Origin of the sequence: Brevibacillus sp. AF8 (assembly GCF_021270385.1) — a bacterium.
In the GTDB taxonomy this organism is placed as follows: Bacteria; Bacillota; Bacilli; order Brevibacillales; family Brevibacillaceae; genus Brevibacillus.
Genome location: NZ_JAGQDN010000022.1, coordinates 35,659 through 48,526, shown reverse-complemented (window position 1 = coordinate 48,526; position 12,868 = coordinate 35,659). Strand labels below are relative to the sequence as shown.

12 protein-coding genes are annotated in these 12,868 nt (G+C 47.3%); 3 read left to right on the top strand and 9 right to left on the bottom strand.

The window, feature by feature from the left end; genetic code table 11:
• Positions 1-2: 2 nt before the first annotated feature.
• The 5 genes from KB186_RS23235 to KB186_RS23215 form a co-directional block, all read right to left on the bottom strand.
• Positions 3-929 (bottom strand): type II secretion system F family protein, encoded by a 927-nt coding sequence (locus tag KB186_RS23235; protein ID WP_353057251.1) that lies wholly within the window; start codon positions 927-929, stop codon positions 3-5.
• Positions 907-2,295, bottom strand: coding sequence for a TadA family conjugal transfer-associated ATPase (locus tag KB186_RS23230; RefSeq protein ID WP_221866763.1), 1,389 nt, complete (start codon positions 2,293-2,295; stop codon positions 907-909). The genes KB186_RS23235 and KB186_RS23230 overlap by 23 nt, the downstream gene beginning before the upstream one ends.
• Positions 2,296-2,308: 13 nt before the next feature.
• On the bottom strand, positions 2,309-3,466 hold the full coding sequence (locus KB186_RS23225; protein WP_173610712.1) for a CpaE/TadZ family protein: 1,158 nt from the start codon (positions 3,464-3,466) through the stop codon (positions 2,309-2,311).
• Positions 3,467-3,469: 3 nt separating this feature from the next.
• A complete protein-coding gene (locus KB186_RS23220; RefSeq protein ID WP_232774442.1) occupies positions 3,470-4,309 on the bottom strand; it encodes a CpaB family protein in 840 nt (279 codons plus the stop codon).
• A gap of 96 nt (positions 4,310-4,405) precedes the next feature.
• Positions 4,406-4,861 carry a prepilin peptidase gene (locus tag KB186_RS23215; protein WP_173610714.1) on the bottom strand — a complete coding sequence of 152 codons (456 nt, stop codon included), beginning with the start codon at positions 4,859-4,861 and terminating at the stop codon, positions 4,406-4,408.
• Positions 4,862-5,171: 310 nt separating this feature from the next.
• On the opposite strand from KB186_RS23215, the gene KB186_RS23210 reads away from it, so the two are divergent.
• From KB186_RS23210 to KB186_RS23200, 3 genes are all read left to right on the top strand, one after another.
• On the top strand, positions 5,172-5,486 hold the full coding sequence (locus KB186_RS23210) for a thioredoxin family protein (RefSeq protein WP_232774441.1): 315 nt from the start codon (positions 5,172-5,174) through the stop codon (positions 5,484-5,486).
• Between the two features lie 130 nt (positions 5,487-5,616).
• On the top strand, positions 5,617-6,768 hold the full coding sequence (locus KB186_RS23205) for a response regulator (RefSeq protein WP_173610716.1): 1,152 nt from the start codon (positions 5,617-5,619) through the stop codon (positions 6,766-6,768).
• 32 nt (positions 6,769-6,800) lie between these two features.
• On the top strand, positions 6,801-8,195 hold the full coding sequence (locus tag KB186_RS23200) for a DUF4832 domain-containing protein (RefSeq protein WP_232774440.1): 1,395 nt from the start codon (positions 6,801-6,803) through the stop codon (positions 8,193-8,195).
• Positions 8,196-8,266: 71 nt separating this feature from the next.
• Here the strand turns inward: KB186_RS23200 and KB186_RS23195 are convergent, their stop codons facing one another.
• The 4 genes from KB186_RS23195 to pelG are packed head-to-tail and all read right to left on the bottom strand — an operon-like array spanning position 8,267 to position 12,863.
• Positions 8,267-8,953: a DUF4956 domain-containing protein gene (locus tag KB186_RS23195; RefSeq protein ID WP_173610718.1), complete on the bottom strand. Its 687-nt coding sequence runs from the start codon at positions 8,951-8,953 to the stop codon at positions 8,267-8,269.
• A gap of 22 nt (positions 8,954-8,975) precedes the next feature.
• Entirely contained in the window at positions 8,976-9,710 is a 735-nt protein-coding gene (locus KB186_RS23190; protein WP_221866757.1) for a polyphosphate polymerase domain-containing protein, read from the bottom strand.
• Positions 9,707-11,431, bottom strand: coding sequence for a CotH kinase family protein (locus KB186_RS23185; RefSeq protein ID WP_232774439.1), 1,725 nt, complete (start codon positions 11,429-11,431; stop codon positions 9,707-9,709). The genes KB186_RS23190 and KB186_RS23185 overlap by 4 nt, the downstream gene beginning before the upstream one ends.
• A 31-nt stretch (positions 11,432-11,462) precedes the next feature.
• Positions 11,463-12,863, bottom strand: coding sequence for an exopolysaccharide Pel transporter PelG (gene pelG / locus KB186_RS23180; protein ID WP_232774438.1), 1,401 nt, complete (start codon positions 12,861-12,863; stop codon positions 11,463-11,465).
• Positions 12,864-12,868 lie beyond the last annotated feature (5 nt).

Genomic DNA, 12,868 nt, shown 5'->3' with positions numbered 1-12,868 from the left:
TTTCACACCTTTATGTTGGTCACTTTCTTTACGAGGATATAGGACAGAAGAGTTCCGATTACGAACAACCCCAGAAGAAAAAGACCAAATCCGGAAAACAACGGATCAATAAAGCCTTCGTTCATCATGTTCATCATCAGTACCAGGGCAATCGGCATAATCGGCACCAAGATGGAGACGTATCGCTGTTCTGCCGTCATCGTCTTAATCTCCTGATTCACAATGCGGCGATCCTCCAATGTCTCCGCCATTTCCTGCAGCACTTGGCTCAAATTCCCCCCTGCACGCCGTTGAATCAATAGCGTAGCAGTAAAGATACGGAAATCCCGTGTCGGTATCCGTTTTTCCATATCAGAGAGCGCGCGGTCAAAGCTAACGCCAAGCTGCAGCTCGCGCGCCATGCGGCTGAACTCTTCGCCAGCAGGGTAATTCATCTCTTTTGCAACAAGTGTGATCCCCTGTGAGAGCGTAAGGCCTGCCCGCAATGAGTTTGCCAAAAGCCGGCACACCTCGGACAGCTGTTCGTTCAACCGCTCCTGGTACTTATTTCGTCTTACGAAGAACAACACGTTCTGTATGAGATACATCACCGCTGCACCAATAATGATGTTGTAAGGAAAGGGAATATTCACCACGTTACTGAGTAAGAAAGTGAGTCCCATAGTCCCTACAATCAAAATTCCGTAAAACTCCGAGGGTGCAAGCGGGAAGTTCGCTTTGATCAGCTTTTTTTGGATTTCCTTGGCATAGGGCGTCTGGTCAAATTTATCTCCCCAAACGATGACGACACTTTTTCGTTTCCCCTTTACCTCGAACCATTCTTCCGCTTTCTTTTTCCATTCGGTCTTCTTGGCCCTATAACCGAGATACTCGTAGATGCCCCAGATGCCGAACAACACCGCAAGACTAAACAGAATAGGCATGGTCACGCTGCTTCCCTCCTTCCCCCCTAAAAATGGATTCATCCAGATTGATTCCAAAAACTTGGAGCCTCTCCAAGCACCGCGGGATTACCCCGGTTGCCGTAAAGTAACCTAGCACTTCCCCTTTTTCGCCGATTCCCTTCCTCTGGAAACGAAAAATCTCGTTGACCTCCACACGTTTGTCTTCCGTTTTCGCTACTTCCGAAATCGAAACGATTTTACGTGTCCCGTCTGACAGGCGTGTGACCTGGACGATGATATCCAACGCACTGACGATATATTCACGGACGATTGTGGAGGGCAAATCCATCCCTGCCATGACGACCATCCCTTCCAAACGGTTGAAAGCATCCTGCGGTGAATTGGCGTGTACCGTTGTTAGCGACCCTTCATGTCCCGTATTCATTGCCTGTAGCATGTCAAATGCTTCCGCACCCCGTACCTCCCCGACGATGATTCGGTCTGGCCTCATCCGCAGGGAATTTCGCACGAGCTGACGGATGGTGACTTCTCCTGTTCCCTCCATATTGGGCGGGCGTGCCTCCATCCCAATACAGTTGGGGTGAGTCAGCTTCAGCTCGGCCGAATCCTCAATCGTAATGACACGTTCATAGTGAGGAATGGCTTTTGCTGTCGCATTGAGCAACGTCGTCTTACCGCTCCCCGTACCGCCTGAGATCAGGACGTTCATTTTGGCTTCCACTACGGCTTGAATAAACTGGGACATCGGTTCACTGAAGGAACCAAACTGCATCAGGTCATCCATTAAATACGGCTCTTTGCGGAATTTACGAATTGAAACGAGCGTCCCATTCAGACTAATCGGAGGGATGACCGCATTCACGCGGCTTCCGTCCTTCAATCGGGCGTCGACCATCGGTGAGCTTTCGTCGATTCGGCGGCCGAGCGGTGCGACAATCCTGTCTACAATATGCCGCAAATGTTCCTCATCGCGAAATTTCAAATCGGTCAACTCGAGCCTTCCCCGCTTCTCGACGTAAACAAGGCTATGCCCATTAATCGAGATTTCCGTGATTTCCGGGTCTGCGAGCAGCGGTTCGAGCGGCCCAAGCCCCACTGATTCATTGATCAGACGAGTCAGCAGTATGTCCTTTTCATTTCGTGGAATGACTACTTTCTCTTCCGACATGTATTGTGATACGAGACGTTCGATCGCGAGACGCATCTCATCTGAACGTAGACTAGTCAGTCTCTCCAGGTTGGTTTCACGCAAGAGTCGGGTCTTGTAATGCTCAGCCAGTTCGTCAATATACGGATTGAAGGAAGGAGCTGCTAGTGTGGCAGCGAGTGTCGTCTGCTTTGCCTCATCCCCTGGCGCTGTCTGCTCTTGCTTGCGTCGGAATAAAGCCATCTAACTCCCACCTTTATGACAGTTTCTTGAGTACCCATTTTCTGATGTCTTTCGCAGCCGGAGAGAGCTTCTTCTCATTCGGTTCTTTTTGCAATGGTCGGCCTTGATTGACGGCCGCTTGCACCCCTTGATGATCTCTGCTGATTTCAGCAGTAATCGGAGCGTTGAATAATCCTTTCAAATCCGATACGTTCAGTTCGTTATCCCGTCCCACCTGGTTGACGATCACTTCGAGCCTGCCTGCCGTATCAATCCGAAGACGTCTGAACAAGTCTTCCACGAGTCGGTAAATTTGCACGGACGGTGTGTCCAGATTCATCACGTAGTAAATCATGTCCGACTCTGACAAAGCGGCAAAGGTTAGCTCATTCATATGCGTTGGCAAGTCGAGAATGACAAAATCATAACTGCGGCGACTGGCGCGGATCAGCCTGGTGACGAAGGCTTCGGACATATTCTCGGCTGTCTCGGCATCCCGCGGGCTGACCAGCACCTCCAGCTTGGAATAGTTCTCCCTCTGCGCCACGTTGCGAATATGAAATTCGTTGATTTCGTCCATAACCGGCATCAGATCGCCCAATGTACGGTTGTTTTCAAACGACAAGAAGGTTTCTACACCGCCGTATTGGAGATTGAGGTCGATGAGCAGCACACTTGCCGTAGATTCCAGCTTCAATGCTTGCGCAAAGCCTGTTGCCAGCTGTGTTCGCCCGCTTCCCCCTTTTCCGCTGTAAAAGGAGTACACCTTCCCCCGTCCTCGCACAAAAGCCTTGCCGGATACATCCGCGCCCTTTTTTCTCTGTTTGATTAGAGATAGATCGGATATTTTGTCGAGACGATCAGACAAAAGGTTTAGCTCATCAGGCATGACGATGTATTCAACCGCACCCGCACGGACGACATCTCGCAGCAAGACAAAATCCTGTCTTTCCGTGAGATAAATGACAATGCCCTCCGGCAGCTCGCCTTGTATATACTGCACCAGCTCTACTCCTGCTCCGTCTTCCGGTTGCACGAGCAAAACGACATCGGGCCCAATGCGGTCAATTTCTTTTTTTACTTCGCTGGAAGTCGTGTATCGTACTTGTTCGTAAACGGACAGAATTTCCCTCAGCATGTCTTTTACAGAGTCGTAATCCGCAACGACGAGAATTTTCATATCTTTGTTCATGACTTACCCTCCGGTTTTCGGTGGTTGATTAGTTGGCTGCGGTGGTACCGAAGTTGGTTTGCCTTGTGGCTGAACCGGAGCCGCTGGTGGTGTCTGGACGGCGGGCTGTCCGGCAGGCTGTGCCGCAGGTGGCGTTACGGCTGGTGTCCCAGGCTTGGCGTTGGCTGGTTTGCCAGGCGGTTTCGCCTGTTCCGGCGCAGGCTCCACAAACGGATCAGGAATGCCCAGGTCTCCTTTGCCCACATTCGCTTTCAAAATGCGAACCATCTGGGCGTAATGCTGCTGGTGAATGAATTTCGGCGCTTCCTCAAACGGCAGTTCCAAAGCCACGCCCTTAAAGCTGTTCTCCGATTTCGCTACCATGGCGACAGGCACGTCTTTCATGAACACTTCCGTTACGGGCTTTCCACTCACCTCATGCGAGATGATGATGTCGACCCGGTCTAGCGCTTCCAACTCCTGATCGAAGACGATATTATTCGATGAAAATACTGTCACGAGCCTGTTGTTCTCGTCCCGAACAACGTTCGCTGGCTTCATGATGTTTTTCGTAATGATATCCCCCTTCGACAAAGGGACAATCGTGACTTGATTTTTCAAACTGGCTTTATCGATGACGTACGAATCATCCGCGTACTTTTTGGGGATTTCCCTTACCGTCAATTGGTCGGGTTGAATCAGTGCCCGAGATGGAATATCTGCATTTGCTTCGTATATTTCCACCATTTCACCCAGTTGCGCATTCAAATCCTTGATTTTTTGCAGAAACAGAAAGCCCGCAAGTGCAGCAAGTAGGAATGATAATACAAGGAAAATGATTGCCCTACGTTTTGATTCCAACATCAGAAGATTCCCTCTCTTTTTCGAAAAATCCATTCATGTAAATTCTTTGTCGTTTTATTGCCAAGATTGCGAATCAACAAACTTATGAGAAAGGCACTAGGAATACATAACCATGACCAGCATGAGACTGGTCCCACCCGCAACAAAGGGGGCCAACGGGATCTCTCGCTCGAGTTTCGTCCTGCCTGTCATTTTGGCGATGGCCCACATAGGAAGCACGCTGACTCCTGCAAGCAAATACGTAAGCACGAGCACGACCAGCCCCGCTTGCCATCCAACCGCTGCACCGACCAAAGCGAGCAGCTTAATATCCCCTCCGCCCATCTGACCGTTGCTGATCACCGCCATGAGTAATGAAATTCCTCCCAGCACAATAACTCCCATCGCATAAGTCAGCCATTTCTCTGGATGAAGGTACGCATGCAGAACGAGAAAATACACAATTCCCGGAAGCGTCAGCCAGTCGTAAATGAGACGGCGGCGTAGGTCGGTATACATAGCGACTGCCATTACGAAAAGAATGGGAATGATGACATACCAAGATAACACCATATGTCCTCCTTCCTGCTTTTTGAGGAAAATTTCACCATTACAGACTGTATATTAGAGAAATTTGTTGCAAAAATATCCATGTTTTTTGTATATTTTTTTGAAAAAACGCTTTCATTGCCTCTTTCTATGGATTTTTGCACAGGACATTTTTCCTTCTCTCGCCTAAATTTCTGAAATCCAAAACTACACGAGGTTTGTCGAACTTTGTACTGATTTTGTTCGAGAGTACATCCGTTGTCGTTCCGTGCGGCAAACATTTTTTGTGCTATTCTAGTAAAAAATCGGCGAGAAAAGGTGGGAATACCGAACCGTGCAGGAGTATCTCGAACTGACTGAACTACTTGCAGAGATTGAACGTCATCCGACTAGTCTGTTGTTTATTAAAACGGCAAACTGCGGCGTTTGCGATGTCACCTACGCAAGAACTGTAGAACTGCTAAAACAATATCCTCAAGTGAAAAGTATGGTGGTATCCATGGAGAAGATGCCCAATATTTCCGGTGAGTTTCTCGTATTTACTGCTCCAGCGATCCTGCTGTTTACGGATGGAAAAGAAGTTTTTCGGCAAGCCCGGTTTGTATCATTTGACGAGCTAGAGCGTGTTCTGTCCTCCATCACTTGCTAAAAATTCACATTTCCTTCCGCCGTAAAGGTTTGGATAACCTCTCTTTTGATGATAGAGTAGAGAGTATCGATTAATCAGATTCGTAAGACAATCTGTTGTATTTTATCGTTTTTTGAAGGAGAGACAGTGGATGAGAGCCTTATTGGTAGACGACGAGCAACTACCCTTGATGCATCTGCAACGATTGCTGGAAAAAGATGTTGGCGGCGTTAAGGTAGTCGGAGCCTACACCAATCCTCTCGAAGCGATCGATCAAGCAGTATCCCTTCAACCAGATGTCGTTTTTTTAGATATTAATATGCCGCGCATCAGTGGACTGGAGATCGGAGAACGTCTGCAAGGAATCGATAACTCCCCGGAGATTGTATTCGTCACAGGGTACGATAAGTACGCCGTTGATGCTTTTGAGCTGTGCGCGCTGGATTACATCATGAAACCCGTACAGCTTCAACGCTTGCAAAAGACAATGGACCGTCTTCGTGAGCGAATCAAGTCCGCGAAAGAAGCCGCGCCTGTCAAAGAAGAATCAGTCGTTTCCATCCAATGCTTCAATAGTATTTTGTTTCACCAGCCGAATCAGGAGCCGCAAGAGATCAAGTGGCGCACGAATAAAGCTCGTGAGCTATTCGCGTATTTATTGCATTACCGCAACAAGATGATTGACAAAGATTCGCTTATCGAGCTTTTGTGGCCGGACTATGATGGGAGCAAAGGCGTAACCCAGCTATATACGACGATTTACCTCATCCGGCAAACCTTGAAACGCTATGGTCTCCAAACGATATCGATTAACAAAGGCAATTTAGAAGGCGGCTATAAGCTGACGATTGATTCGGCTACGATCGATGTGGAGGAATGGGAGAATCGTCTCAAACAATTACTCCCCCTCTCTCTTGCCAATATACAGGAGTATGAGCAAGTGCTCGCGACGTATACAGGTGATTATTTCGGAGACTACGACTATCTGTGGGCAGAGTACGAGCGGGAAAGACTCCGCAGAATGTGGCTGCAGCTCGCCAAAACAATGAGCAGCTTTTATTTGGGACATGGCAGAGTACGTGAGGCGATCAACGTCAACCAACGCATTCAGAATTTGCACCCGCTTGAAGAAGACAGCTACATGATCTTGATGCAGCTGTACGCTTCCTTGGACGATCATGCGGCAGTCGAAGAGCAATATCAACTCTTAACCTCTCGGTGGGAGACTGAACTCGGCTCTGCTGCAAACGAACATATCACCAAGTGGTATCACATATGGAAACAGGAAACAGAAGAAAAGTAATGATACTCTCTCACTAGATCTAGGGGGCACTCATGAAGTTCAGAAGTGGTCTATACAGCGTACTTCTCGCTGCTTTTTGCATTCTACCTTCCTCAGCCGCCGCCTCCAGTTATGGAACGGCGACCTATTCACCAAAACAAACCCAAGACGTGCTCCAAAACCCGTATATGGGACTGGCTCCCGACTCACAGACGGGTAATCTTGAACAACCACATACCCTCGTCTATGCCAATCTTACCTGGAGGATGCTCGAGCCCACCAAAGGAGAATATGCATTTGATGAGGTCGAAGATGCGATCCGGTTTCAGGAATGGACAGAAAAAGATGTCAAGTTCATCCTCCGTATCGTTATGGATATTCCTCACAACAAATCGGACATGGAGATACCGGATTGGCTATACAACGAGATCGGCGGGGACAATGACAACTTTGAAGATGGCGAGTGGTATCGAAACGACTATGGCAAAGGCTACAGTCCCAACTACAGCAATCCATTGATCATTACATACCACAAACAGTTGGTTGACGCTCTGGGAGAGCGTTACAAGGACGATCCCCGCATTGCTTTTATACAACTAGGAAGCGTCGGTCACTGGGGAGAATGGCATACCGATACGTCTATTCCTTTCCCTGCGACAGAAATCACGGATCAGTACGTCCAACCGTATCTGGATAACTTCCCTGATTCCATGCTACTGATGCGAAGACCACATCCAGTCGCCAAGGAGTACAAACTAGGCCTGTTTAACGACATGTTCGGCAACAAAGATGATACAGACAGCTACCTGTCCTGGATACAGAAGGGCTATGTATCCTGGCTGACCAAAGAGAAAATGCCTGCCATGCCTGACTTTTGGAAGTACGCACCAAGCGGTGGAGAGTTCTCCCCATCCGACTCGTTAACTAGCTACTTTACTCGCTCCTCGATAAACCAGGTAATCTCACAAGCCAAAGCTTCGCATATTAGCTGGCTTGGCCCCAATACACCTGCACAGTTCGAAAAAGATGGCAAGCAACAACAATATTTGAACCGCTTTTTAAACACGATGGGCTACCGCTTCACCATCACCAAAGAGACACATGCCAAAACAGTCGAGCCCGGAGAAAGCCTCGCTGTAACGATGGATTGGCAAAACCTCGGTGTCGCTCCTTTTTATTTCCCGTGGATTCTCGAGCTGTCACTCATGGATGAAGATGGCGATATCGTAACCAAGACCAAAACGGACGAAGACATCCGCAAATGGCTTCCCGGCAAGAAAACTGTCAAGCAGAGCTTGGATATCCCGGATGATTTACCAGAAGGAACATACACACTCTGTGTGGCTATCCTCGATCCTCATACAGAAGAACCGGGCATTCAATTTGCCATGGAAGGAAAAAGAGCGGACGGAAGATACACACTAGGCAAGGTTCAAGTACGGAACTGATCATCAAAGAAAAAATCCCTTCCTGACAGCCTGTAAAGGCGTCGTCAGAAAGGGATTTTTTGTTGAATCATTTATGGTGCATAATCGCCATCGTAGCTGACCAATGATACGTTTTTCACACCTTCTACCTCTGAAATATCCTGAACAAATGCCGTATTATCTCCCTTGATTTTTACTTCTACAATCAATTCCACCATCTCTTTGTTGACTGTCTTTGATTTCAGGGTGTATTTTAGCTTGTTCAGCTGGTATTTGATCCCGTCATTGGCTTGATCCTGATAGGTAATAATGAGCAGATAGGCAACATCTCTCATTTGCCGCTTGGATAATACGACAATGACAGCCGCCACCACCAGAGATCCCAGGACGGAAACCGGGTATACACCTGCTCCCGTCGCAATACCTACCGAGATCGACCAAAACATGAAGACAATATCCAACGGGTCTTTGATGGCGGTACGGAACCGCACAATGCTCAACGCACCAACCATCCCGAGAGAGAGCACGATATTCGTACTAATCGTCATGATAATCAGGCAAGTAAGCATTGCCATGGCCACCAGCGTGATGTTAAAGGTGTGCGTATAGACGACGCCACGAAACGTTTTCTTGTAAATATAGTAGATAAACAAACCAAGCAATCCCGACAGCACAAGACCTATGATGGTATCGATGATCGAGATGCTGGCGAATTGGTCCATTTTTAAGACACTTTTTTTGATGATATCTTGAAAATTAATCGTATTGGTCGTGTCCATAGTTTCTCGACTTCTCCTCACACTAAAGATTATAGTACTTTTTGGTTTCCTCTCTGCAAATGACATATTTGGAGATAGCCGACCGCTGATTACTCAGGTTTTGCAGCAAATGTCTAATATTGAATGGCAGGAATTGATCGTACTTCACTTCCATGATCATCATGGGCTGATGAATCGCTCTGACCATCATGATGTGTTCGTCAAAAATATCAAGCGTATTGACGTTTGCCTTCAAGTACTTATCAAACGTGATTCGGACATTCCCTTCTCTCACCAAATACGCCTCTCGAACATAATCCGTAATGACACGAGGCCGAAACAGATGATTCTTGCACGACAAATAAAAATCTCGCAGCACAGCGCTTTCCGTCTCCCGCAGAAACTCAACATCGCCTGCGAAAATTCGTTCATACTCATCTCGCGTAATCGACGCTGATTCTTTGCAAATGTATCCGCCAAACTTGCTCTTTCGCTCCATCTTGATGACCGCATCACTTTTGTTGTAAATGCGGATGCGATACTTTTTTCTTTGAAAAACCCCGTAGTTTTTTTCATAGAGAGCCGTGTCGTGATAGTCATCAAAATACAGGCTGCGAATATGATAGCCTTCCTCACTTACAGAATGAGGGTCAGGAGTCGCGATCAGACGCAATTTCTGCCGGAGCGGCTCATAATGGGTCAGCCGAAGATAATACTTCAACTCATGCCGCAATCGCTTGTTGCCGAGCTGGATGCCCGTGCTCTGTATTCCTTTCATTTCAACACAAACTCCTTCACCCCATGATAAATCGCATCCTCCGGCTCTACTCTGTCAAATGCCGTCTGTGTGTTCCCTTTGCTGTCCCGGACAATCACCCTCCAGAAAAAGCGACCTTTTCCCGGATCGTTTATCGTGTATTGGACTCCTGTCAGTCCCTTTGCCTGCGCGTGTATCTTCGTAAACGCAGGGTCGTAACTGACAGCAAAATCGTAGGTCAGATCGTCTCCTTGCAGGTCATAGGAATGGTCCCAGGAAAAAATGAGTTTGTCTCCTTCTTTTCTTGGATCTCCCATAAAAAAGGGCATTGGATTCTCTTGGCGCTCATAGTATCTCTTTTTGTTTCGCTCCGGTTCACCAGAGAGAAGTGCTTGCTCATTGTGAAAATAGGAGACATCCAACGGCAAATTATATAAATCAGGTTGTTGCAGAACGTATTTGCTCACAATCGGATAATAGCTCTTCAAGTATTTTTCCGTTTGCTCTTTCGTAATGATCTTGCTGACTTCCTCAACCTTTTCGTTTAGCGCCTTGATGTTTTCCGGGTCTTTGAAGATGCGACGATGCAGGTTCGACACCCAGTAGTTGGAGAGACCAAACTGCCATTGACCGAGCCCTTTTTCTGGACTGCGCTTGAGCTCTTCTTCGAAAAATCCCCATGTTGAGTCATAGTCCCACGGGAGGAAATACCATTTGTTCGAGTTGCTTGGACTGTATAAATAAAAATTGTGAACAGCCGTATCGTGATTCCCCATCAACATGTTGGCTGCCATCCATGTATAATAGTTCTCTCGATCAAAATGCTTGTCCAAAAAGTCCTGCGTATTCATTGCAGGATTATGGAGATCCTCCAGCATGGCAATGAGCTTTTCATGGTTCTCGCTGCCTTTGATCTCCAGAATTTTTTCAAATGCTTTCTTGTCGTAGGTAGGATCGGTTGCCAGCTTGATCTGATCCTCGTAGCGATGGAACTCGAAATCAATTGCCTTGTACAAGTTTCCGTTCCGGTCCAACCCGTGCGCCTGCAAAAACGTTTTGTTTGGCTGTTCAATTTGAGTAAACAAACCGTAATCAACAAAGTCCCGGTCTGGATTTTTTTTGGTGAAATCCTTGATTTTTACTTGAACGAACTGCGTCCGCAAGCTAGTCATATTCGGCATCTGCTCGAAATAATCAAAGCTTAGCTTTTGTCGAACACGCGTCATGTCAGACTTGTGCTTGCTTAAGTTGATGTTGCGCTGATCCCGCCAATATCCGGCACTTTCGAACAAACGGATTTTGTACGATTTTTGTTCCGCTCTCCTGCTCGATTCCCCTCGTAGCTCAATCGTTCCGTTCGCTCTCGTCTCTCCAAAACCAAAATAGCCCTGGGTTGGCCCCTCCGCCGTCCCTTCCTGCATAATGACTTTAGCCTGGAGATCTTCTCCCTTTTCATTCCGTCCGCTAGGAGCCAGATTGAGTTCCGTAAAGGTGGTTGTCTTCAGTTTGGAATTTTCTTCGTTGACTACCGTCACATACAAATGGACGATGCTTCCATCCACATCCTGATCGTATACGCTTCTATTCTCAATCAGTCCCTCATTCATCTGTTGAGTTGGTGCCACCTGGCTCGTTGCTGCCGGGGTATCTGACACTGGCTGTTCAGGTACATTCTGTGTACAACCAGTCGATACAACTCCTAATGCTACGAGCAGGCTCAGTATGAATCGTTTTTTCTTCACCCTAAGTCCTCCCCAATCCATCAGTCCCCATCTATTCCATTCGCTTTCCTTTGACAAAGAGCGGCTGTAGGCAATAGGTGTAATAATCGATATTTTTCAAGTAATAGATCAGCCTGCCGAGACCGGCTACCAGACCAAGAAACGAAGCAATAAAAAATGAAAAACCGTAGTTCTGAAGGGGCAGCATCGCTATGGTGATGACAACCGTACTGATGAGAAATAAGGTCGTCACCGCAAGCGCTCCCTTCCGATCGTCAAAATAGAGCAGCATCAGCACGATCACAAACATAACAGCGTACAGGTATCCCGCGATAACCAGGATGTTGTACCGCTCCATCTGCTCGGACGTAAAACCGATGTGCGGAAGCAGCGTAATTCCCAGAGCCAATGCGACAAAGGAAAAGAACAGCTGCACTTCCATCATGAAGCTAAGTTCTTGCATCAATGTCTGGACCATGTCAGTTTTTGCCCGCTTGATATCCTGCACCGAGCCTGTGCCCAATATCGTCCCGTAATACGCTCGATACTTCTCATAAAAAGCGGTCTCTACAGATACAACAAACATGACCATCGTAGGCAATATGCTCAAGGAAGCGTAGAAAGCAGGCACGTCATAAAACGGCGCAATCACGTAAGTATCCGCCACAACTTCTTGAAGCGGACTCCCCAGCCAGTAAATAAAATGGTGCACATAAAAGCCGAGAGAGCAAAAGAGACCAACGCCCAGCAGACTTGGGTATTTTTTCACGTACTTCACGAAATCAAAGTAGTTCCTCTCCCGCTTGGGGAAATAGCTCTCCAGATGAATCATCGACAGAACGATCATGATAAAAAAGCCAAGATCCAAAGAAATCAGCATTGCGATTCCTTTTTCCAATTGAGTCAGATTCACCAGCAAAAACGCAGCCAGAAGCGTAACGGCAACAGCCGCCAAATACCCGCGAATAATTCGCATATAATCCTTTAATGCGGACAAATAGGCGGATTGCAGCCATACGACGATCAGTTCCACAAAAAGAAGGTAGGCTACGAGCTTAAAGCCAGACGGCAAAGGAGCCAGCCAATAAAAAGCACCGCCGAGAATTCCCCCCAAGCCCAGGCAAACAGCCATAACTCCGTACAAAGAAGCAATGATGTCGTTATACTCGCGCAAGTAAATTTTGTCTGCAATATAGCGAGAAATGACCATGGAAAAACCGCAGGTAACCAACAGTGAAAACACAAACGCATAAACAACAGCTGCTAAAAAAGACATCCTCTCCAAATAGCTGACATTCATTTGAAGCAGGACCTGCTGTAGCACCGTGATCATGACCATACAAATCAGCATCGGTCCGACTGTGACCAGCGAAGAAAATGCATACGCCTTCACACTGGACAAATACCCTTTATTCCGAAACATTTTCTTCAGTTCAAAGCCAATGCCCGCCATGTTTC

Coding starts and splice junctions, on each gene's coding strand:
- KB186_RS23230 (WP_221866763.1), bottom strand. CDS start 2,295: ATGGCTTTATTCCGACGCAAGCAAGAGCAGACAGCGCCAGGGGATGAG.
- KB186_RS23225 (WP_173610712.1), bottom strand. CDS start 3,466: ATGAACAAAGATATGAAAATTCTCGTCGTTGCGGATTACGACTCTGTA.
- KB186_RS23220 (WP_232774442.1), bottom strand. CDS start 4,309: ATGTTGGAATCAAAACGTAGGGCAATCATTTTCCTTGTATTATCATTC.
- KB186_RS23215 (WP_173610714.1), bottom strand. CDS start 4,861: ATGGTGTTATCTTGGTATGTCATCATTCCCATTCTTTTCGTAATGGCA.
- KB186_RS23205 (WP_173610716.1), top strand. CDS start 5,617: ATGAGAGCCTTATTGGTAGACGACGAGCAACTACCCTTGATGCATCTG.
- KB186_RS23200 (WP_232774440.1), top strand. CDS start 6,801: ATGAAGTTCAGAAGTGGTCTATACAGCGTACTTCTCGCTGCTTTTTGC.
- KB186_RS23195 (WP_173610718.1), bottom strand. CDS start 8,953: ATGGACACGACCAATACGATTAATTTTCAAGATATCATCAAAAAAAGT.
- KB186_RS23190 (WP_221866757.1), bottom strand. CDS start 9,710: ATGAAAGGAATACAGAGCACGGGCATCCAGCTCGGCAACAAGCGATTG.
- pelG (WP_232774438.1), bottom strand. CDS start 12,863: ATGGCGGGCATTGGCTTTGAACTGAAGAAAATGTTTCGGAATAAAGGG.